Here is a 23,048-nt window from a genome sequence, read left to right as displayed (position 1 = left end):
AAGTAGCGGTTAAACCTATGAAAACCTTTGAATTTCTAAGCTTCGATCTGAGCGGGCAGCCGAATCAGGACTCGGGTCCCTTTGCCGGGTTCGCTTTGAAATTTCAAACCGTACACCGCACCGTATGCGATCCGCAGCCGCTCCTGGATATTGCGGACGCCATAGCCGCCTCCTTTGCTCCCGCTGCTTCTCTCTTTAAAGATATGGTTCATCTGCTCGGCATCCATCCCGACGCCGTCATCCGCGACTTCAATGAGAAGATCGCCGTCCTCCAGCCAGGAGGAGATGCATATGGCTCCCTCCTCAGGCTCCTTCTCCATAATGCCGTGGAGAATGGCATTTTCCGCAAGCGGTTGCAGCAGTATTTTCGGAACCCGGTAATCATACAAATTTCTGGATACTTCCATCTGCAGGCGAATACCGCCGCCAAAGCGCATATTTTGAATGCGGACGTACGCCTCCATATGCTTGAGCTCATTCCCCAGTGTGACGTATTCCTTTCCGCTGGAAAGACTCAGTTTGTAAAAGACCGCGAGCTCGTCCACAACCCGCGAAATATCGGAGGCGCCCGATTCAATCGCCATGACATTAATCAAATCCAGCGTATTATATAGAAAATGCGGATTGATCTGAGCTTGCAGCGCCTGCAGCTCCTTGTTCTTGACTTCCCTCCCGAGCAAAAACGTTTCATCCATAAGATTGGATATATTATTGGCCATTTCATTGAAATTGCGGGTCAACTCGCCGATTTCATCCTCACTGACCGGCAGATGCGCCAGAGGGAATCTTCCGTTCTTCACCATGCGGATATGCGCGATCAGCCGGAGAATGCGCTTGGTCGCCCGGTTGGTAACCAAATAGGACAACGGCAGCATTAAAGGCACAATGAGAAGAAAAATCCATATCGTCCGATTCCGGGCCTTATTGCTGGAGGCCAAAATATCCGAATAGGGAACAATCATCGCCACCACCATATCCGTGCGGGGAATTTCCTGCACACCGAGCAAATAGCGCTGACCGCCAATTGAATAGCGGTCGTTCCAATCGTTCGCGTTCGGGGAGCTCTTATACTTATTAATGATCGCATCCGATTGTCCGGACGTAAGGGGAAAATGCTTGGAGGCGCTGAGCACTTCCCCGCGCTTGTTAAACAACAGAGAGAAGGTATTTTGGGTTAGCACAGCATGATCCAAAACATTCTGAATGCCGCTTTTCGTGACGCGCGCACGAACCAAACCGTCGAATTGCTGAAGGTTATGCGAATTAGGGATTTTGCGGATCACGCTTAGCTCCTGGGGATCGGCGTCGCCATCCAACACGGAAGAAGGCAGCCAGGTAATCACGGCATTCTCGTTTGCAAAATGTTGGAACCATGGCTCATTCTCCAACTTCTTGATACTGAGAAAGTCAGGATTTTCCGTCGCTCCGGCCAGTCCTTGTTTCATATAGAGCTGAATCGTTTCGATATCCTCATTGTATCGAAACTGATTCACCAACCGGGACAATTGGAGCGCATTCATATGCCACAAATTCACGTCGAGATAAGGCGTGGAATCCGCGATCACATTTTCCTGCACCAGGTTGTTGAAAGCGACAAAGTTGAGCACTTCCGTAATGGCCTGGCTTTTGTATTGAAGGTAGGAATTGGTTTCATCCAGCATCTTGCGCGCCAAATACAGCGCATTATCCTTGCTTTCCTGCCGGTTTGTTTGGATATTGATAAACAGGAGTATCAAAAAAGGAACCATGATGACCAGCACATAGGAGGAGAACAACTTGTAACGAATGCCCAGATTTCTGAAAGATAGCCGTCTCTTCATGAGTCACACTTTCCCTGTCATTTTCGACAGCTTCTCCCTGTATTCGCTTGGCGTCACGCCCGCATATCGTTTGAAGAAGGTCGTGAAATAGTTCGCGTCTGCAAAGCCTAACCGGGAAGCCACCTCCAGGAGCTTCATGTCTGGATCGCGAAGCAGCTCCTTCGCCTTATCCAGGCGTGTTTCGGTTATGAATTCCTTAATGGTCTGACCGCGCTGCTTCTTAAAATAAGAGCATAGATACGTCTCGCTAAGCTTGACATGCTGTGAAATCGCATGAATGCCAAAGCCTTTCTCATGAAAGTGGGCAAGTGTAAAACGGATAATCTCCCTCAGCTTTCCCGTGCCCGCAGCGCCGTCATCCGCGCTCATGTCAAAAGACTCGACAGAGGACAGCAGGTAAGCTGCCAGCAAATCCAGGCTGGGGAGGCGGTCGATTTCTTTCCAGATATACCGCCGCTCGGCATTATCGGAACGCTCGGTTACGCCAAGCTGAGCCGCGGTCTCCATGATCGCGAGCAGCATTTGGAAATAGGTATCCTTGACCCGAGGGATATCAAGATCCTGCACATCTTTGACGCGGGCTGTCCAGCGGCGGATCGTCTCCTTCACCAGATCGATGTCGCCTTTGCGAAGTTCGCTGCGCAGACGGCGTATTTCGTCCCAATCCGTATGAAGCGGAACGCTCGGACTCAGCTTGTCGGCAAACACGGGGGCCTGGCCGTTCGTATAAAATTGAAAACTGACAGCATGAACAGCCTGGCGGTACGCATGCGGGATGTCCATAAGCTCCGCGGCTGCTCCCCCTACCCCCAGCCGCAGTTCGATCATCGGACCTGCCATCCTTTTGAGCTCAGCCTGCATGTCTTCGATCCACTCCCGCCCGGCCTGATAGGAACTTCCATAACATCCGGGCAATATGAGGACAAGGGCATGAGAGGCGTCAAAGCCGGTCAATACCTGATGCGACCGAAACGACGGATGCCGGCCAATCGTGACCAGTATGCGCTCTTGCACCATAACCGGGTTCTCGGGATGATCCGTTGGGCTCCAGAATAGCGTGGCAACAGCCACCGTGTAGGGGCCGCTGAGGGGAAGGAGAAAGGTTTCCCGATTTTGCAAAGCCTGCAGCGTATGCCCGGCCGAGGGACTGGAAACCAGCCTTCTGACCATCTCTTGCCGCAAAATCGGCAGGCTGCGGTCCAAATCCGCCTGCAGCAATCCGTATGTCTCGGCCTTCTTGATCTCCTCGCGGCGCAGCTGCACCGCCTCCTCCACAGTTCGGCGCACCTCTTCCAGATTGATCGGCTTCTCCAAATATGACAACGCTTTCAAATGAATCGCCGATTTGAGATATTCCTTGTCGGAAAAACCGCTTAGGAAAATAATTTTGCAGGCCGGATCTTCTTGCCGATAAGCTGCGGCGAAATCAATGCCGTTCATTTTGGGCATGCGCACGTCGCACAGAATAACATCCGGCCGCTGCACCTTGGCCACATCGATCGCGACTTGACCGTTTTTGGCGGTCTCCACTTCGGAAATTCCGATCTCCTCCCAAGGTATATAATGCTGCAGCAGGTCCCGCGTACGGTTCTCATCGTCTACAATCAACAATTTCATGATGGTTATCTCCTTTATGCTTCATTCCGGCAAAGGACTAACAGGGTATCAATATAATAATAGTTGATGACACCGGATGATCAAAGAGGATAAACTTTGGATTTTCTTTTTATTCTTCAGCACCCTCTCCGAGTGCCCCTGCTCTGGCATGAATATGCATGCAAAAAGACGCTTCCAATCCCACTTGTATAGTGGTTTTGGAGGCGTCTTTTGGGACTTTGTCGTTCTTCAATAGTCTGTGCTTCGAATCTCTCAAGCCTCAATCAATCAATTCTTGACGAAGGACCAATCATCCACCCTCACCCAGTTGTTGGCGCCCGCTACCGAGAAAACGCCGATTTGCGCCGATCCGTTTGTAACCGCAACGTTCGGTATGGTCACCTGCGTCCAGGAACTGATTGCAGAATTGATCGGATAATCAATTTCGGCGCCCCCGTAATTTTTCACAAAAATCTGGGCTGTTGACTGACCGCCGCTGCTTCTAACCCATACTTTCAAGGTATACGTGCCATTGGGCAGATTGGAAAGATTTTGATAGCGGCTTGCGCTGTAGGCACTCGATGCCGACTGTGTCGCGGCCCAGTTTCCGGTATGTCCGCCGGAAACATTGGAATTCGGGTCCGTCGACACATTACTCCAGGTCAGCCAACCGGCCAATGCATTCTGCGAGACGCGATCCGCCTCGTAACTTGGATTCATGACGTAGTTGTTACCGCTTCCAACACTCCATGTACCGGCCGCCGCATCCAGGTTAACCTGACTCAACGAGTTGAGGGTTGGCGTCGTACCGTTGAAGGAAAGCGGCAGCCACTCGTTGTATCCGATTCCGTTGCCCGCGAAATCGCTCCAGCGGTCTCCGCCGAACAGCACAGTCGTGCCGGATGTCCCTTGAACCTTGATGAACATGGAGGTTTGCGAAACATGGGAGAAATCGGCATCGGTGCCGTTCATGACGGATTCACTCGAATACGGCCCCTTTATATTCGTGGCTGTAATGTAATAGGTATGGGAAGCGTTCCAGCCATGCAGGTCTGAAGAGCACAAATAATAGACTCCGTTATATTTGAACATAGCATTTCCTTCGCGTCCGCCTGAAGAGCTGTTGAACACATTCGTTGCCGGCTCGACGTTCAAATAATCGGAAGCCCGCAGCTCAGAGACATAAAGATGGGTTCTGCCGTTTGTGTTGCTGAAAATCAGATAAGCCTTGCCATCGTCATCGACAAACGTCGACTGATCCCCCGACATATTATTGACGACATTGCCGATAGAAGTCTGAACATGATCGAAAGTAAATGTACCCGTAGGCGTGTCGCTTGTAGCAAAGGCGATTCCGCTTCCGGCCGGACCTACATATTGCGTAATGAGGACGTATTTTTGCGTATTCGTGTTGTACACGACGCCAAGTCTGCCTAACCAGCTGGCATCCCAAGTCGAGCCGTCCGTCGCGCCCGTGATGACGTTTCCACAGAAGGTCCAATGAACCAAATCCGTAGAGGAATAACAAGTCACCGCGCTGAACTTCGTATCGCTGTTCTTTTTCGTCGGATTACTGTAATAAGTGACCGCGCCGTTGTATTTCACCCCATACCAATAATACGTACTGCCAACTTTAAGGACGTTGCCTCCCTGGGAGTATATCGGATTGTTCGAGGTGTCCTTCCAGAATTCATCGTTGTTTAAGGTTTGACTGGATGCACTGACGGTTGCCGCTCCGATCAAAACTGAAGCGAGCATGATAAGAAGATAGCTTTGAATAACGGAGACCCATTTCATGCTTCTTTTCATGATAACCTTCCCTTCACTTGAATTATTGGATGCTTTATTCATAAAATCAAAACTGCCGCCTTCGCTCCTTTCTTGATTATTTTTATTTCAATTCCAAATATAAAACGCTTTCATTTTTAATGACATATGACAATCCTTCGATTTCCTTTGTAAAGTTATTTGGATACAAAAAAAGAGTGACTTCAAATGACCGCTAATTGCGGTATAAAGTCACTCTTTTTGACATTATGCGGCAGCGCCGCTAACAGCTTTAGATTTTAATACACGTCACGTTGGTAACGTTTTTGCTCTTGCATATCATTTAGATACGCTTCGGCTGCTTCACGGTTCATCATACCTTCTTTTTCAATTACATCAATAAGCGCGTTGTGGACATCTTTCGCCATGTTTTGCTTATCTCCGCAAACGTAGAAGTATGCTCCTTTTTCCAGCCATTCAAATAATTCTTTGCTGTTCTCAAGCATTTTATGTTGTACATATACTTTTTGCGCGGCATCGCGGGAGAACGCAGCCTCTATTCTTGTCAATACCCCGTCTTTTTGATACTCTTCCAACTCGTCCTGGTAAAGGAAATCCGTCGCTGAACGCTGGTCTCCAAAAAATAGCCACGATCTGCCTGTTCCTTTATTCACCGCACGTTCCTCGATAAAGGAACGGAATGGCGCAATGCCTGTCCCAGGACCAACCATAATAATATCTTTATCCGAAGACTCCGGCAGATGAAAGTGTTTATTGGGCTGAACGAATACCGGAAGCGTATCGCCTTCTTGAATGCGTTCTGCAACTAATACAGAACAAACCCCTTTTCGTTCGCGTCCGTGAGCCATATAGCGGACAGCGCCGATCGTTAGATGCACTTCCTCAGGATGAGCGGCAATGCTGCTTGCAATCGAATAGAGCCGCGGTGTCATTTTTCTTAAAAGAGCGACCATTTCCCCGGCCGAAGCTTTCCATGGGCCGAAATCGCGCAACATATCGAGCAAATCACGCCCGTTGGTATATTCTTTCAGTTGGTCGGCATTTTCAGCTAACAAAAGCTTTCGCAGCTCTTCGTTTTCTGTGAATTCCACAGCCTGCTGCAAAATCTTTTTCGTCAACAGCGTAATTTCAAAATGAGCGGTTAACGCTTCCTTCAGCGGAAGTGTATCGCCTTCCTTATTAATTATAACTGGCGTTTCTTCATCCCACTTCATTTCCTCAAGAAGGGAAGCCACTAATTCCGGATCGTTTTGAGGGATAATACCAAGAGCATAGCCTGGGATATAGGAAAGGTCAGATCCTTTTAACGACAACTCGATATGTCGAGTTTCTTTACTCGAACCGGCTCCATTTAAATTTACATTTTTGAGAACTTTCGCTTGAAACGGATTTGTCCTTGAAAATGTTGCAGGGCCCTTTGAGACATCTGTTGATTGCATAGTCTTCACCTCAAAAATTATATTAATCTAGAATAACACAAGAAGTAAAAATAATACATGTTTTTTGTATGACAATTGTGGCTCCCCATGTAAAAACAAAACAAAAGGAGCTGCGCCGAGACAGCTCCTTTTGATGCTTTCCTATAATACCATCTGCATAAATCGCAGAAGGGTCAAAGTCTTTCGCTATTTTTTTAATGATTGAGCAGCCAGCCATTCCATAATCGTTGTCTTTTTCCCGTTTATTGCAGCTATGCATTCGTTGTTATACACATAAATCCAAGACCAATGACCATTGTATTCGTATGGCGTGCCATCCGCTTTCTTGTACAAGCCCGTAGTATCATGTACATTCTCAAACAAGGAAATTTGAACATTTTTGGCTCCCGCTTGGATTAACCGGTCATACGTTGGAATGACGAAGTTAGCCGGAGGCACGATCGAATCTGTTTTTGCAGCCGCAAACCAGATCGGAAGGTTTTTCATTGTCTGAATATCCGCATCACTGATGAGTGTATCTTTTAATGCTTCACAGGTTGGGAACGCAGCCGCAAAGTAGTTGGGATAATCGCGAATCATCAGCATGGTCATATACCCGCCGTTGGAGTCGCCGCCGATATACATGCGATCAGTATCAATATCTTTATGTTCGGCAACATAATTTTGAATCAAAGCCATCAGCGATTTCTCATATTTTGAGGTGCCATCCCCAAACCCCGTTAAACCGTCCATCCAAAAAGTCGGTGTCTGAGGCGCTAGCACATAAGCTCCATTAAAATAGGATTGCATCTCTTTTGAGGCGAAATTGACCGCCTTGTTTCCGGCAATAGCAATGGTTGGATCCGTTCCTCCTTCTCCGGCGCCATGCAACCAAATGATTAACGGATTTTTTTTGTTGTCTTTTGCCGGCACATAGCTTGCATACGTCAAAGTGATATTATCGTTGGTTGCTTTACCGGTTGTAAACTCATCTACAAGTTTCCTGGTTCCACCTGCAAACGTATTGACAACTAACCCTGAAATTTTTCCCGATAGTGTATGAATGTCTTTCTGTTGAGTAATCGTATACTCGTTCGTAATCCATGCATTAAATCTTGTTCCGGCCAAATCATAGTTAATACCTGAACCTAAAGTTATACTCGGACCAATCTGCATTTCCAGAACGACATAGCTCCCCATTTTGAATGCAGGATTTCCCTTTTTATCAGCAACGTAAGCTTTAGTGACTACCCGGTCGCCTTCCTCGATAAAAGGATTTGTCAACCTGCTGTCGCTTCTTACTACATGCACTTTGAAAGTATCCGGTGTTACCGAACCCTTGGGTATCGGTTTGCCTACATCAATAATCAACTTCGTAATTGCCGGGCCCCAATCTTCGATTTCCGTAACAGTCCGATAAGAGTTTGATTGTGTCTGTTGCTTAGCCATCGCATTCATGCCAAATGAAAACGCCATACAAATTGCTAAAATACTTGTTATTGCAGCTTTGTAATTTTTGCTCCATTCATTTAACATGTTTCTACACCTCCCGATTTTATGATGGTATATCCTTTGAAGCGCTTACATTTTATATTATAATAAAATCCTTGTAATATCCCGACTTATTGATATTAAAATTCCGACATCAATACCGATTATACATCGCAGCGGCGGAACTTCGTTTATTTGGGTATTCGTTCAATAAAGCGTTCAATGGTACCGTCGAATGGAAAGTCCCTATTTTGGATGCGTTCCTTTAAATGAGCCAATTCTTGTTTTGCCCTCTGAATCAATTCATCCGGGTATGAAAATTTTATTGCATTACTTTCAAATTCATCTTCGTCAACAACCTTCCACTCTCCGTTTCTCTGGACTAGATCAAGGTCTAAATCCACAAAAGACACAACATTTCCGTTGATTTGGGCAGGCTGATTGATATTGCAGTAGTACTGATTAATTTCCCCATCTACAACATCAGCACTAACCGTAAACCACAATTCCGACGAAAAGAACTCTATGGTCCAGTTTTCCATAGTAAAAATTTTTTGCTTAGTAAAATGGTGCAATTGCCTTCCTTGCTCGCCAAGTACAACCATATACGTGCTTGTCTTCTCTAGAAGTCGAGTATTCCATTTATAATGCAGACGATTTCCGTATTTCATTGCTTGGATAGAGATCTGTTGATTATTCATGCTTGAACCTAATCATGATTATCATATGAATTTTCACCTTTCTTAGCCCATGCTATAGCTTTCTTGACCCTATCATGATATTCGTACATCCACAAAAAGCATCACTTAAAGTAAGCTTGAATCTTATCAAATAATGCTTTCTCCGCATGGGTGCTCAAAGAGAACTTACTATAAATCCTACTTAAATGCAAAATAGCCTTAGTAGCCAGGAACTGCGATGATTTTTCACGAACATCATCAGGTATTTCAGGATAGGCTTGAATACAAGACATAAGATGATTGGCTAATTGTTGAGCTACTTTATTTAGATATTCACCTTTTGTCGACTTAGTATCATATTCAGGCAAGATCCTCTCATCGAAAGTCTGCCATAAACCTGATTGAAATTGTTTTGTGAATTTTCCACCAGTGTTTTTTTCTGCCCGCCCAAATGAATCATTTGCTGAACTCATATCGTTTGCACCGGTTTTTTCGTTTTTTGAAGAACCTTTCGCTTTCGTGCCGCTAATCTTGGGAATCAGTGTATTTGGCAAGCTATTTCTAAGCAATATATACTCCTTAATTAGATTTTGAACAACCGATCCTTTACGAAGGTCGGAAACAGTAGCAGGGTTTGAATAATCGTTGTTGTTATTTATGTTAGCAATTGCCGCGTCTAGTTGTCCTTGTTCTATTGCACCTGCCTTTGTATAATTTGGAAGCTCTTTAATCGCATCACAAAGATCAAGAAGTGCAATGATCGCTGTCTGAAAACTTTTCCCGTGCACAGCATGAATCGCAGCATCTTCAAAAACGACAAATGCCGTACTATGAGCACCTCCTGTTGTTCCTTCACCTCTTTCAATACTTACTTTGCTAATAGTAGGATTCAAAGGATCTGTAACATCATCAAACTCTACATTCGTCATCAAGCGTTGAACATAAACTTCACTACCAGCACCAGAGACAACATTTTTAACCATTCGCTGTACAGCTTGATTGCCAATTGTCTTATGTAAGAGGTGGGTATTTGAAATTAAACTACGAAGAGAATCAACATTAGATTGACTAGCAGCCGAACGATCTGTTGTTTTACGTAGTCTTGTTTGAAATTCGTTCATTCAATTTCACCATCACTTTTCCAATAGATCATCGTCAAATTGTTCCAGCAAAACCTGCCGCGCATTTTCCTCATTAGCCCTAGCAGGAACTAGCCAAAGATAGCATCCCAAATTTGCTTTAAAACATGTGGACTGCTCTCTTGAGGATAAAATATTATTGTAAAAAGTAATGTTAACAGTATTGCCCCAGAAACAAAAGCAGCGCGATTCAAATATCTTGTTTTTATAAAACTAATAACTAATACTGTGCTGTTTAAAAGAAATATAAACGGTAAGTAAATAATTCTACCAAGACCAGTGTTAGGAAAATACGCGATTAATAATGTAATCATAAGTATTGAAGGTAAGATTGCTAATAGGTACATATCTACACTACTTGTTTTATTCCATTCAGGTAATATTCTAAGAAAAGTATTGTTACAATTGAGGCAGGTGCTCACATAGGGAAAAACTAAAGGAATCAAAGCAAATAATGCTTCATAATTAATCCCTCCGATAAAAAATAGGAAGGTTAAAAATATGTAAATAGATAATAATATTCTGGTTAAAATAGAATCTGTTTGTTTTATTTTGTCACTGTTACAAGTTGGACAAGCCTTCATGCTAACCTCCGGGTTAGTTGAATGATTTCACCACTCTATATTCGCCAATGCCATTTCCATATCCTGCTAAGTTGTGAGCGTGACATAGATGAGAATTAGCCAAAAATCAACGCACCGTTTTATTGACTGATCAGTCTAGAATGTGTATGATGTATATCATACGAAAGGAGGCTAGGTCTGAAATTGGGAAGAGCCAAGGAGTTTGATCCCGAAAGTGTTCTCCGAAAAGCAACAGCTGTATTCGGGTCCTACGGTTATGAAGGCACCTCATTAACCTTACTGTTAAACGAGCTAAATATAGCGCGGCAAAGTTTATATGATACCTATGGAACCAAACATGATTTATTCGTCTCAGCGCTGAAATTTTATGTTCAACAGAAAACAGAGGCTGGCATCAAACTGTTGAATGAATGCACCAGTGTGCGGCAGGGCTTGGAACAACTTTTCGGAGAAGCCGTTCAGGTACTAACAGACGAGGAACGCCGCAATGAATGCTTTATTATCAATAGCGCAATCGAGCAGGCACCACAAAATCATGAAATTGCAGCATTTATAAAGGCCAGCACCAAGCAAATGGAGGACGCTTTTCACGAAGTGCTCGTACGCGGACGCAATAATGGTGAATTTCGGCATGCCGAAGAGGAATTACCCGGCTTGGCCCGTTTTCTGAATTATTCTCGCCTGTCACTGACCTTCACGGCTAAGAGCGGTGCCAGCGCGGAAGTGCTGCAAGAGCTAGTGCGTACGACATTAAAAATTATGGATTAATGGCATCACATGATCACGGTTCTCTGGTTGGACTTGCGAAATGAACGCTTAGGCGTTTATTTTTTCATCTTTTCAGACCGATTAGTCTGAATAATAGTTCTGAACTTTTTAGGAGGAAATAAACATGATCGAAGATCGCCTCAATTTAATTAACTTTTTTTAATTTAACATATTTTACGTTTAATATTAAGAGTAACCTTCGGCAAAATCTCCCTATCATCCTCTCTTACTTTCCCCTTGCTGGTAAGTTTATCCTAACAAATTGTGCATGTTCAAGTCAAGATATTTTTTTAACTTTTTTTATTTTATTGTTTCGGAGAAGAATCAAGACTTGGGGTACATCTCCTTCATCTTCTCTTCATTCAAAAATTCATGCCGGAGTCGGAACAGAGTTTGATTTTCTCCAGCTTTTCCAGCAATGCCGAATTGCTTCAAAATACGAGGATAGGCTTTTTTCGTAATCGCGCCTTCCTGTAAATAAAACTTGTGCAGCATAGCCAGCATGCCCGAATAAGCAACATTTCGTGGAATGAGATCCATCTCACCAATGTCTTCCGCAAGCATGGCAATTCTCCGATGAACCGTGTGCTTATCCGCTCGATCCATATTTTTAGTTTGCGTAATCGCGGGTCTTATAACATAATTACTTTCGGTTAATTGCGCTGTAGGAGCCTTACTATTGACAGCTTTACCGTTTTTCTTTACGTAATAAGTTTCATGAAGCGCCTTGTCACATAAGCGGATACAACTTTCAGAAACCGTCACGATTCTAGACTCGTTTCCAGCGTCGTCTACTACATGTAACTGACTATTCTCCGTATCGATATCGTCCTTGGTAAGATTTAATATTTCGCTGTATTGTTTCCCGTATACACCGTTGAAAATCAGAGAGACAACGACCGCATCCTGTGCATTGACACATCGATTCATAATTGAAACAATTTCATCCTCAGTCCACAGCGTTTTGTTACGTCGACGAATAAATTGTTCTTTCCATTCTGTGGAAACTCCATCAAGCGGATTGTTTTCTTTCCAGTACCCCATGGCAATTGACCACCGTATATACAAATCAATCCATCGGACATTGTTCTTAGACGAATGCTCGGTACTTGGCATAAGCAGAGAGAAATAATGGATAAGTTGCTTCTCATTGAACGAGTATAAATCCTGATTGAGTGTATATTCGATTGAAGCTGCTACCTTAAACAAACGATGTATGACTTTCTGACTACCCTCGTTATACTGGATCATGAATTTTCGTTTTATTTCTTCATTGAACATTCGATCTTCATAGATAACATTTGCCATGAATATCAACTCTTTTAACATATTTTATTTTTATAATACCATGCATTATTGAATTTGCAAAATGTCATGCCGCGGCAGACAAAAAGAAGCCCCAAGAGAGTTGTTTGCTCGCTTGAGGTGAGGAAGGAATAGTATGGATTGTATTAAACTTATCTATCAATGATGCATCCAGATAATGACTATCAATATGCATAACATTCCTGCAATAATTAATGGCGGGATTAAAGCAATTTTGCCGAGCCATCTCTCTTGTAATTTTATCATGCTGAAAAAATAAATTACTGCTACAACACCACCAATATAGTTGGGGAATGGGGGGAACAGAACTCCTACTATAATATGTAGCGCTCCAGAAACTATCTTATTGTTTGACTTAAATAAATTTAAGATCCAATCAATTAATAGGGATGAAATAATACCATAAGAATAAATAATGAGAGAAGAAGCAATAAAAAACGTAACCATAGCTGCAAAAGAATTCATTAATGAAAAAGTGTTGAAGTAGAGATAAATCCCCGCAACTATCACAAATATAGTAGCAGTAGCAGATGCCCCCGCTAATTTCCTTTTCAAATACAAGAGGTTCAACACCCTTTCTATCGTTTAGTAAATGAAGAGGGGAAAATTCCCCTCTTTACCATCCCACCATACCTGAAACATCGTATAAATCTAAAATTCCCGGATTAACATTTGTTCCCGGAATAGTCCAGGTTGATGGCATATACTGGGATAATGCGGTAAAATTTCCGCCGTTTATTGATCCATACGCTTCATACGCAGGAAATTTGTTATGACTTCCTGATATACTCATACTTGAATCATTAATAGTAATTGTAGCATTATAGTCAATTTTTGGGGTAGCCCATTTTGCATATCCATAAGTTATGGGATCTGCTACGTTGGCTGCGGCATTTACGACAGTTGAGCTTCCATCCTTACCTGCTCTTGCACTCATTCCAGCATTTGATGCTGTACCCGAAGTCGCTGATCCCCCAAATACATTGCTAGTCATATAACTAGTCCCCACATAGTTCGCAGTCATTGAGGAGCCTGAATCGGTATTCACAATAATTACTTGAGATAGTCTTGATGAAGTTGCATTTTCATCATAACCTCTATTATCTCCTACAGCTTGTCTGCAAAAGCAGTCTGGTGAAGTGACTGTTGCAACTGGTATAAACACATTAATCCTAATAACTGTATAATTTCGGTTATTATCCCCTATTAATCGTAAGTAGTCAGCCGCCAGATGAATTGATGTTCTTGCAGCAGAGTCTGAGGTGTTATTATAGAGATCTGTTAAATGCTCTAACTCACAACGGCACAGGGGCTTTTCCCATGCCGTTTCGCATTCCATTTTTTATTCCCGGTCTTGCCATTAAGCTAACTTAATGACATTGGGCGATGCGCTCTCGGTTCTTTTTTGTGGATATGAGATGGAGATTATATATTTTACTTTTATGAGTATTGTTGCTGCTCATACTCTCTGAGCGGTTATTTGCTGTGTTTAGTGTTGCCGCGGCAGAAAAAAACCACAACGCAAAGTTTGTTCGCATTGTGGTTGAAAAAAGGGGGTGTTTTTGAATTAAGACTTTTTATATAACTTGTTTAGTATAATCCCAATTATATTCCCGATTACTAGACTTCCTGAACTAATAAGAATAGCTACTATTATCAGTAATCCACCGCCCAAGTTTGGATCCTCATGTTCCCCAGGAGAACCAATACTGATGAGAATCACAGCATAAATTACAATATACAGAACAAAACAGAGTAACACGATGAGAAACGAACGCCACAAACCATTTGAAAAAAAATAGCTTAGAATACAATTCAGGGCGGTGAAACAAATACTTTCTACAATTATCCCTATTGCAGTATAAGCTTCAGAGTAATTGAGCATTAATTCGATAAGAATTATGCTTAGTAATAGCTGAATGATGGGAATTGTCTGTAATCTATAAATATAATTCATAAACCCTCCCGAAAATTAATGCCTACTATTATAGATTGATATGCCCACATTAATCATAAATTGGTCTCTCGGGTCATCAAAATTGCTTGAATACCAGCTAATATTTGATGTCTTAGTATAAATTTGATAAGCCCCAGCCCCACCACGAAGAAAATTATCGGAGTAACCAAAAACCTTTCCAAAATAACCAAAAACCATATTCCCTGCATCATCTTTTCTGTACATTTCATCTGAATAAACGAAGTAGGAAGTTGATTTGAAGTCTGGCTGACGTTTTAAATCCAACTCTCCTCCTGATTGAACTATATTTATAAATGTACTAAGTGTATCTGTTGCATTATGACTTCCTGCATAATCCTTATACTTATTTTCATATGTTGTCATAATATTATTAATTTTATCAGTAAAATTAGGAGTTGGGATAGCAAAGTCTTTGTATTTAATATCACTCGGAAGAGCCGTTCCATGAAGCCTATAGTATGCTACTCTTACAGCATCTGCCATTTGTTCCAATCCACCCTTTAACAGTTCTATCTCCTCAATGGCGGATTGGTTTGCTTTACAGATAGTATCAACCGTACAAGATTTTAAGATAGATTCCCTCTCATTTAATCTATTGTACTCATCCGTATAACTTTGTACTAAACCAGCTACATAATCGCTATCAGAATCTTTTCTATGACCTGTCGGGTCAAGATATTTCAACGGATTATTTTCCACATACGTATAAAGATTTAAACTAAGCGGATTCGTAATATCCCCCTCATACGTATCTTTATTTATAAACCGTCCTACACTTGGATCATAATATCTCGCGCGTAGATAGTAAAGCCCTGTCTCAGCATCATACTGTTCACCCGCATATTTAAACGAGTTCTTTACATTTTCTGTCTGGTTAAGAATGTTCCCCCACTCGTCATACGAATAGCTGTTCTGGATATTACCACTCGCATCCACCATTTGCACAACGTCGCCATGTCCGTTATATAAATAGTAATATTGAGCATTTGTTGTACGGTCATTTTTCACAAGCAAACGATCTGTTCCCCATACGTAGTTCGCTTTGGCCACATTGGTTGCATCCGATTCCGCAATGACCTTTCCTGTCAAGTTATATGTATAACGGGTCGTATCAGCCGGTGATGTTTTCTTGATTCGTAATCCATCTTGACCATACTGGAAGCTGGTTGTTCCTGAACCCGTTGTCGCCTGAGTCAATTGATTCCATACATTGTACGAGTAATTGACCTCACTCATGTCTACAGTAAATGTACTATCCTGCAAAGTCTGGCGATTTCCGCGAGCATCATACGTATAATTTACTTTATTCCCGCCGGGTCTATTTATCGCTTTTAACCTGTTGAGTTCATCATAAACATACGTTGTCGTTCCGCTGCTATCGGTCACCGTTTGGATATTACCGTTCGGATCATACATGTAACTAAATGAAGACAAAACCGTTGTCCCTTTTGTATTCGTTACACTCAGTAAACGATTGATCTTATCGTAAGTATAACTCGTTTTTAAATAAGTGCCGTCACTTAATTTCGGATAGGTGATGGAGCTTAAGGAACCATTTGGATTATAGCTATACTGCGCATACTGTGCATCCGACGTATACGCGGCGGTGCTTCCGTTCGTTTGCACTTTATCCAGTCTCGTTTTGTTATACGTATATTGCGTCATGTAGCTGAACGGATCTTGGACGCTCACCGTGCGGCCTGTCGCGTCATACTGGTTCGTCAATGTATTCGAGAAGCCTTCGTTACTGATCGATTTAGTTTGCAGTTGTCCCATTGATGTGTAACCAAAAGATGCTGTACGAAGCAAAGCGCTTCCCGTGTACTCTTCCACCTTCGCCGCGCCAAACGGATTGCTTCCAAAATAGGTCTTAAAGTTGGAGCTTCCGCCACTAACTGTCGTTTGGCGACCTAATTCATTGTAGGAATAACCAAACGTCCCTTGGTTCGCATCCGTATGTTGGGTGACTTGTCCGAGCTGGTTAAATTTATACGATTCTGCTACTCCTGCTGGATCGGTTTTCTTCGTTAACCGTCCCATTTCATCATAATCCTTCGATGTCGTCCATGTTTGCGTGCCATCGGTTTGTTGGAAGTTCTTCAGACTTCCCAATAAATTATAATTGTACGTGATCGTTTGCTGCAGCGCATCTTTTACTTGATACAAGCGATTCAGCTTGTCAAAAACATAGGTCGTAGGGTTGCCTTTCGGGTCTTTGTAGCTCGTCATGTTGCCTGAAATGTCGTATCCATACGTTTCCGAAACCAGATTGGTGGTTCGATCTGGGAAATTCGGATAAGCCGAACGGGTGGATGTTCTACCATACTGATCGTAGCTTACATTCAGCACATTTTCTTTCACGCTATCACTGCCTGGATTCGCACGATATGCTGCAATATTACCTTGAGCGACGAAGAAACTTGTCTGTTTGCGGTTATACATATCCCTGTCTACATGGTAGAGATTACCGAATGCATCTGTACTTTCCGCCAAGTTGCCCCATGCATCATAAGCTGCTGTATTGACGTTGTTCATAGCATCAATTACATAGTTGGGGCGTTTTAAATTATCATAGTGATATTGCGCCCCAGGAATCCATCGATTCTTGCTGTCATCATACTGCTGTTGTAAAATGGCATTCCCAAAGCCATCATAGAAGACAATCGCTTGGCTGTAGGTTCTCGTGACATTCATATTTTGAGCCGCGTCAAAGTTAGTAATATTGGTATATGTTTTTACTTTCGCCGTACTTAAGTTCTGATTCGTCGCATCAAAAGCAGGATCATATTGGTTGAACGCATATTCCGTCTTTTGCTCTGTCGCATAACTGATTCCATCCTGCCCTTTGAAGTTTGGCAGCTGCGTGGATATATTTCTTCCCAAATGATCGTACTTGTAGGTCTTGATCTGGTTGTTGGCATCTGTCTCTGTCTTTATGAGCCCAAACAATAAATCATACGTGCGAGTAATATTCGTTTCCTTTACTGCACCCGTATCATCCGTATAGAAGCTTGCAATTTTTGTCGGGTACGCCATTTTTGCAGTCGGGTCATATATGGTCGTCGTTTTTGCCGTTTTCCCATTTTCCAGCGTTTTTGTTACATCAACTTGGAAGCTGCCATTCGAAAGCGTACTGTAGGCATAATTAGCAACTTCATTATTAGCATTCGTTTCCGTTGAAATTCTGCCTGTTGACGTATAGGTCTTACTTTCCGTTAGTTTCGTCGCTGCATTTTGATACCAGCTTTTCCCGCTCAAAAAGTATTTAAAATTCGTGTCCGTATACGTATAACTTGTCGTATACAACTGTTTGGTTGCAGTCGTGTTGATATCCGTAAGCGTCATCGGCTGCGTGATGGATTCAAGTCCTCCCCAAGCGGTATACGACTTGTCCACGTACAAGGCATTGTATGACGTGCCATTCGTCGCATACTCATCATACTCTGTCCTTGTTGGGTTGAACGTAAATGTAGGATGAAACGTCAGGTTGCTTGTAATTTTCTTTTCCCCGTTGCTTGCGTCCGTTTCTGTTTTGATCGTTTGCTTTAGTCCATTGAACGTGCTGATCGTTTTTAAACCGCTGTCTGCTACCGTAGCTGTTGAGCTAAATTGATAACTTGACGGCAACGAGCTTTCTGAACTATAGGACGGATAACCGGTTTCATCGTTAGTATACGTATAATTCACATGGTTGAAATCGCCGTTCTCTGCCCAGTTACTCGTACTTGTAGTATAGCGTAATTCAGAATCATATCTCGCCGTGATGCGAAACCCATCCAATAAACCGCTGCTGCCCAAGTTGCGCGATACGGATTCATATTGATAATGAGTTGCGGAATTTGGATAGGTAGCCTTCGTCAGGGCTTCTAGTGGAACACTGGCTGGTGATGATAAATCTTTGACATCATACCGAAAACGTTGTGTCTTGAGCTCGTAGTCGTAGTACATACTAGTGGCGTCAGGAGTATCAGCGGCTAACGTAACTCTCCATAATTTCGGTTCATAGCGACCATTCACAACATCACGATACTTGGTATATACGATTTTCTCCGTTTTGGTATTATCGGGGTCTGAGACAGTCACCGTAATGTTATCTCCAGCAAACGTAGCGTTATTGATGGCGTTATCGTAATTAAATGTGAGCTTTCGCCCGATACTATCCACAATTTGCGAGATATATGGATAACTCGCTCCGTTTACGGTTCGATCAACATATGTAAATTTGATTTCGTTACCGAATCGGTCGACGATGCCGAGAACACGACCGTCGGATGAAAAGTACTGTTTACGCTGGGTCGCATCGACGAACACATAAGCTGAACTTAGTTGTCCATTGCTATACGTTCCCGCATTCCGATCAAACTTCACATTATCTTGAGGGTAATTGGCTAAGTTGGTTGACCCAGTCATTTTCGGAGCAAATGCCTGGTAACTTGCCCCTGTGCCATCATGATAATAATAATTAATAGTGTTATAATAGTGCTCTTCTCCTGTAATCCCAAATTGAGAGTTCACAATTTCTACAGATGGAAATCCGAAAGACCACCCTGCTCCCAAATCATATCTAGATCTTACATAGCTGGTAGACGAAGCTACACTGTTCCAATTGAAGTAATCCGTGTAGGTTGCATTGGGCAGCTGGAATATTTCCCCGGATATATAATCACTACTATATGAACCTCCATTTTCAATGTGCGTATGGCACTGATAATTTTGATAAACAGGACGCGCTTTGCTATATGCTTCACAAGCTGCCATCGCAAGAGCTTGTGTTTTAAATCCGCCTGCTTGATTCTCCGTCCAACGACCTTCCGAAGTAAAGCCAGAATAGTAATAATCAAAATAATGCTGTATCAAGTAATTTTCTGTCGCATTGGTTGTCAAATCAAAACTAGATTGCATGGCTCCAAGTTGCGCTTGAGAAGAGTTGTAAATTCGCGTTAGCGACAAATCTAGTCCATCTTTACCCGGCAATTGAAAATCTGTCTGACTCAGGGTTAAAGATCCACTTTGGGGATCAATAGATTCGCTTAGGTTTTGCCGATCGGATAAAAAAGGCTTGTTGCTTTCATTAATGGCTTTTGGGGTATCAATTCCATTAAGCTGAGTTTGGATAGGACCAAGTGAAGTACTCGCAAAAGCCGACTGTGAGAATAATAATCCAAATAATACGGCGCTAAGTATTCTGATTTTAGGGAGTATCCATCTGATCATTTCGACGTTTTACCTCCTACAGGCTGTACGTGCGCTTGCTTTTTATTTTTCAAAAATGTTTCTACATTGCTTTTTCCCCGCTTATCTGAACCTTCAATTTGTTCCAATTGTTCATCTGTTAGGCGAAGGGACTGTACATCCTCATCTGTGAGTTGATATTTCTCCATTTTTTCCTTAGATACCTTACCATAGAATTTATTTTCTTCTACGGCCTGATCAATCGCTCGTTTGCCATCCTTTTTATATTTTTGAACGATGTCATCCATGGAAGGAACTTGATGCTGATCGACCAAGCTCAGTAATGAAACTTTTTCTTCAGCGGTAAAAAATTGGCTTTTAAGTTTTTTTGCCTCTTCTGGATGTTTCTTCTCCAACTTTTCAATCAAGGGTGCAAACTTCACAGACTTCATTTCATTTTCTAACTGCTTCCATGGTCTAGGGTTCTTTTTGATGTCCTCCAAAATAGTTTTGGGATCAACATCCAATTGATTTCCTAAATCATCTGCTTTTACAATATCGTCGGCAGAATATCCTTCATTCAGCAATTTTTGAACATCTTCATTAGAAAAATTGTACTTGTCTGGTTTATGAAATTTCTCCGCGTCTGTGGATGGAACTGTTGCAGGCAGTTCCCCCGAGGCATTTTGTGTGGTTACGACTTTCTCTTCAGGAGGGGCGATTTGTTTTTCATGACTTACACTTTGATCTTGCGCTGCTCCTCCCGAAACTTTATTTATCAAATCAGCAGCAAATCCCGTAGAAATCGAAGCAAAACTTGAGAAAAGTAAACCGCAGCATAACGAGATAGCAATGAGTTTTCTTTGTTTTTTCATTTAAATTGACCTCCAATGTATGAAAGTGAGTTTGACTGATTCTGATTATTGAAGTTGGATATTAAGTAAATTTCCATTTGCATCGTAAGTATATTTTAATTTTTGTCCTGACGAGAGTTGAATGTAATCGACTCTTCCAGAAGCATCATAACGATATTGATAGTTTCCTGTATAAATATAGATTGCATTACTTGCTTTTGATTCATTCCCAGCTGCATCTAACGCCGTTACTTTCAGGGCGTAAAGAGTGTTAATTGTTATGTTCTTAACTACATAACTAGTAGTGGTTGCTGAATCTACAAGTGTATTTCCGTTATATACTTTATATGCTGTAACTCCTACATTATCTGTTGAGGCTGTCCAAGATAGATTTAAAGAGTTGGATGTCTTACTTGTTACCAGTAATTTGGATGGTGCTGTCGGTGAAGTGGTGTCGATGTTATTAATGCTGATCGTCTGCACCACCTGGTTCCCCGCCGCATCCCTTGTCCATACTGTATACGTTCCGTTTGCCGTTACCGCAAAGGTACTGCCAGTAAGCGAGGTTCCACCACCCGTTTCAAAGTATTTTACGGACTGATTTCCGCTTGCCCAATTCGTTTGTACTATTCCAACATTATCTGTTGCATTGACGGTAATGGTCACAGCTTGATTTGTTGGTGCTGTGGTCGAAGCGGTAAGCATTAAAGATGGTGGAGTGGTATCAGTTTCCAGAGGAGGTGTAATATTTATGGATGTATTAAGTAAAGTAAACTTATCTCCGCCATCATCCCATACCATGAGATACAAAATCGTACCTGCATTAATATTTAGAGTAAAAACATCCCCAGGAAAAAAACCTTCATCTAGGGTATTGAAAAGACTGTTTGAGGCATCCGGCTCAGTTCCGATCTTTATACTGCTAGTTCCTGTATTATCCATCCAAGAGAAAGTGTAATCCCCCGCTCTATCAAACGCGATTTGATATTCAGCAAAATTGGGTTTATTATTTAGCGTTATATTTTGTGGAGACGTACGAGTTATTCCATGAAAAACAGATAAATTCGAATGAATTTCCGAATTATTAATGCCGTATATTTCAATGGAATAATCATGACCTGCCAGTAAGTCTATTGTGACTTCCGAATTTACTGTACCAGGATAAGCATCATCGTTATATCCAAGAACTGTATTTCTCTCATCTCGAATGGATAATACCGTATCATATGCATGCCCAAGTCCATATTCTATTCCTGTAACAAATGAATAAGAACCTGATATAGTAGGAGTGAATGCATACCAACCATGTGTCTTTGCCGGTAAGTCTATTGAATATGTACTATCCAAATCTAAAATGCTACTGGATGAGGAAATAGATACTATATTGGATTGCTTTGCTCGCTCGAGTTGATCTGTGAATTCTGTTATCGCATGGCTATACTCATCAGAGATTCCTTGATTCATTGCTTTTTCTCTACCTGAAAAATAATTATGTATAAATGATGGTATCGTATTACCTTTTTGAGACTTAATCTGTTTTACTTGTTCTAAAGGTAATTTATATTGCAACTCATTTTTATTTTGAATTGATTGAAGTCTCCGTGTAATCTTATTATAAAGCTCTTGATTCCCAAGCTTTTTTGCCTTGTTTTTTAAATCATTTAAAGTATGATACATTTCAATATTGTGCATTTCATCTTCAGATAAATCTTTGAAGTCTTTTTTATGTGAATTGTAACCAAAATCACCATAAACATTATTGATTACAGCAGGAGTATTAACTTTATTAGCGTCAGTCTGTTGGATTGAGTATACTTGGTTTGAAATACTATTACTAACTAAATCTACATTACCTAATTCTTCAAAAGTATTATAAGTTCCAGTAGAATTTGCGAGAACACTAACATTTCCAAAACATAATACTGTAAAAAAACTCATGATCAAAGCAATATTAGTCAATTTGTAGTTCAATTTTATATCTCCCTTTTCTTTTAGTCAGAAGTAAAGTTTACTGGGAACAACCATAGAGTTACTTCAAATTCATATTAAGAAGTGTTAATCCCTTACTTTACCGCATCAATTCACAATTTAAGAATGTCTCTAACTTACCCTGTTTTAATGAAATCTGGACGATATCAATTCCAACTAACCTGTGGTGAAATGTCATTTGTATGACATCCTCAGCCTGTTGAATAGCGAAGTGCCGAGTTCCTACCGAGTCACTTGACTATGCATTCGCCTCCTAACACAGAGCCTGATTAACAAGGACATTGAAAAAATAAATACATTTTAGAATAGAAAAAAGTAGGTTCTTCCCAGTTTAGCATGACAATAAGCCGTCAATCCTTGTAATAGAACCCCGAAGGGAGATATCTGGGATGACGGAAAACGATATTTTTAATAGAGCTTTGAATTTAGGGACAGGTTGGGAAGT

At 41.9% G+C, this 23,048-nt stretch carries 15 protein-coding genes; 1 reads left to right on the top strand and 14 read right to left on the bottom strand.

Going from position 1 to position 23,048, the window contains the following annotated elements; all coding sequences use genetic code 11:
* Positions 1-35: 35 nt before the first annotated feature.
* The 8 genes from AC3G2T_RS17270 to AC3G2T_RS17235 form a co-directional block, all read right to left on the bottom strand.
* Positions 36-1,820: a cache domain-containing sensor histidine kinase gene (locus AC3G2T_RS17270; protein WP_488436307.1), complete on the bottom strand. Its 1,785-nt coding sequence runs from the start codon at positions 1,818-1,820 to the stop codon at positions 36-38.
* Between the two features lie 3 nt (positions 1,821-1,823).
* Positions 1,824-3,437: a response regulator gene (locus tag AC3G2T_RS17265; RefSeq protein WP_488436306.1), complete on the bottom strand. Its 1,614-nt coding sequence runs from the start codon at positions 3,435-3,437 to the stop codon at positions 1,824-1,826.
* 267 nt (positions 3,438-3,704) lie between these two features.
* Positions 3,705-5,225, bottom strand: a complete 1,521-nt coding sequence (locus AC3G2T_RS17260; RefSeq protein WP_488436305.1) for a family 43 glycosylhydrolase — start codon at positions 5,223-5,225, stop codon at positions 3,705-3,707.
* A 257-nt stretch (positions 5,226-5,482) separates the two neighbouring features.
* Entirely contained in the window at positions 5,483-6,643 is a 1,161-nt protein-coding gene (locus AC3G2T_RS17255) for a sulfite reductase subunit alpha (RefSeq protein ID WP_488436304.1), read from the bottom strand.
* 186 nt (positions 6,644-6,829) lie between these two features.
* The gene (locus AC3G2T_RS17250) at positions 6,830-8,098 is read right to left on the bottom strand and encodes a prolyl oligopeptidase family serine peptidase (protein ID WP_488436412.1); all 1,269 of its coding nucleotides are present in this window, start codon (positions 8,096-8,098) and stop codon (positions 6,830-6,832) included.
* A 206-nt stretch (positions 8,099-8,304) separates the two neighbouring features.
* Positions 8,305-8,814: a DUF402 domain-containing protein gene (locus AC3G2T_RS17245; RefSeq protein ID WP_488436303.1), complete on the bottom strand. Its 510-nt coding sequence runs from the start codon at positions 8,812-8,814 to the stop codon at positions 8,305-8,307.
* A gap of 101 nt (positions 8,815-8,915) precedes the next feature.
* Positions 8,916-9,914, bottom strand: a complete 999-nt coding sequence (locus tag AC3G2T_RS17240) for a hypothetical protein (protein WP_488436302.1) — start codon at positions 9,912-9,914, stop codon at positions 8,916-8,918.
* Positions 9,915-10,003: 89 nt separating this feature from the next.
* Positions 10,004-10,516, bottom strand: coding sequence for a hypothetical protein (locus AC3G2T_RS17235; RefSeq protein WP_488436301.1), 513 nt, complete (start codon positions 10,514-10,516; stop codon positions 10,004-10,006).
* Between the two features lie 183 nt (positions 10,517-10,699).
* Here AC3G2T_RS17235 and AC3G2T_RS17230 point away from each other — a divergent pair, with 183 nt between their 5' ends.
* Entirely contained in the window at positions 10,700-11,284 is a 585-nt protein-coding gene (locus tag AC3G2T_RS17230; protein WP_488436300.1) for a TetR/AcrR family transcriptional regulator, read from the top strand.
* A gap of 324 nt (positions 11,285-11,608) precedes the next feature.
* On the opposite strand, the gene AC3G2T_RS17225 is transcribed toward AC3G2T_RS17230, so the two are convergent.
* From AC3G2T_RS17225 to AC3G2T_RS17200, 6 genes are all read right to left on the bottom strand, one after another.
* Entirely contained in the window at positions 11,609-12,592 is a 984-nt protein-coding gene (locus AC3G2T_RS17225) for a phage lytic cycle repressor MrpR family protein (protein ID WP_488436299.1), read from the bottom strand.
* A gap of 156 nt (positions 12,593-12,748) precedes the next feature.
* Positions 12,749-13,171, bottom strand: a complete 423-nt coding sequence (locus AC3G2T_RS17220) for a hypothetical protein (protein WP_488436298.1) — start codon at positions 13,169-13,171, stop codon at positions 12,749-12,751.
* Between the two features lie 55 nt (positions 13,172-13,226).
* Entirely contained in the window at positions 13,227-13,949 is a 723-nt protein-coding gene (locus tag AC3G2T_RS17215) for a DUF3238 domain-containing protein (RefSeq protein ID WP_488436297.1), read from the bottom strand.
* Between the two features lie 633 nt (positions 13,950-14,582).
* Positions 14,583-19,802, bottom strand: coding sequence for an RHS repeat-associated core domain-containing protein (locus tag AC3G2T_RS17210; RefSeq protein WP_488436296.1), 5,220 nt, complete (start codon positions 19,800-19,802; stop codon positions 14,583-14,585).
* Entirely contained in the window at positions 19,799-20,635 is an 837-nt protein-coding gene (locus AC3G2T_RS17205) for a hypothetical protein (protein WP_488436295.1), read from the bottom strand. Before AC3G2T_RS17205 ends, AC3G2T_RS17210 begins: the two co-directional genes overlap by 4 nt.
* Positions 20,636-20,680: 45 nt before the next feature.
* Positions 20,681-22,585 (bottom strand): fibronectin type III domain-containing protein, encoded by a 1,905-nt coding sequence (locus AC3G2T_RS17200; RefSeq protein WP_488436294.1) that lies wholly within the window; start codon positions 22,583-22,585, stop codon positions 20,681-20,683.
* Between the last annotated feature and the right edge of the window lie 463 nt (positions 22,586-23,048).

The organism is Paenibacillus sp. sgz302191 (assembly GCF_057749925.1).
This window is presented reverse-complemented; position numbering and strand designations above follow the sequence as displayed.

Bases quoted from the DNA above. Each gene is read 5' to 3' on its own strand.
- AC3G2T_RS17205 (WP_488436295.1), bottom strand. From the start codon at position 20,635: ATGAAAAAACAAAGAAAACTCATTGCTATCTCGTTATGCTGCGGTTTA.
- AC3G2T_RS17225 (WP_488436299.1), bottom strand. From the start codon at position 12,592: ATGGCAAATGTTATCTATGAAGATCGAATGTTCAATGAAGAAATAAAA.
- AC3G2T_RS17235 (WP_488436301.1), bottom strand. From the start codon at position 10,516: ATGAAGGCTTGTCCAACTTGTAACAGTGACAAAATAAAACAAACAGAT.
- AC3G2T_RS17260 (WP_488436305.1), bottom strand. From the start codon at position 5,225: ATGAAAAGAAGCATGAAATGGGTCTCCGTTATTCAAAGCTATCTTCTT.
- AC3G2T_RS17265 (WP_488436306.1), bottom strand. From the start codon at position 3,437: ATGAAATTGTTGATTGTAGACGATGAGAACCGTACGCGGGACCTGCTG.
- AC3G2T_RS17245 (WP_488436303.1), bottom strand. From the start codon at position 8,814: ATGAATAATCAACAGATCTCTATCCAAGCAATGAAATACGGAAATCGT.
- AC3G2T_RS17240 (WP_488436302.1), bottom strand. From the start codon at position 9,914: ATGAACGAATTTCAAACAAGACTACGTAAAACAACAGATCGTTCGGCT.
- AC3G2T_RS17210 (WP_488436296.1), bottom strand. From the start codon at position 19,802: ATGATCAGATGGATACTCCCTAAAATCAGAATACTTAGCGCCGTATTA.
- AC3G2T_RS17255 (WP_488436304.1), bottom strand. From the start codon at position 6,643: ATGCAATCAACAGATGTCTCAAAGGGCCCTGCAACATTTTCAAGGACA.
- AC3G2T_RS17270 (WP_488436307.1), bottom strand. From the start codon at position 1,820: ATGAAGAGACGGCTATCTTTCAGAAATCTGGGCATTCGTTACAAGTTG.
- AC3G2T_RS17215 (WP_488436297.1), bottom strand. From the start codon at position 13,949: ATGGAATGCGAAACGGCATGGGAAAAGCCCCTGTGCCGTTGTGAGTTA.
- AC3G2T_RS17250 (WP_488436412.1), bottom strand. From the start codon at position 8,098: ATGGCGTTTTCATTTGGCATGAATGCGATGGCTAAGCAACAGACACAA.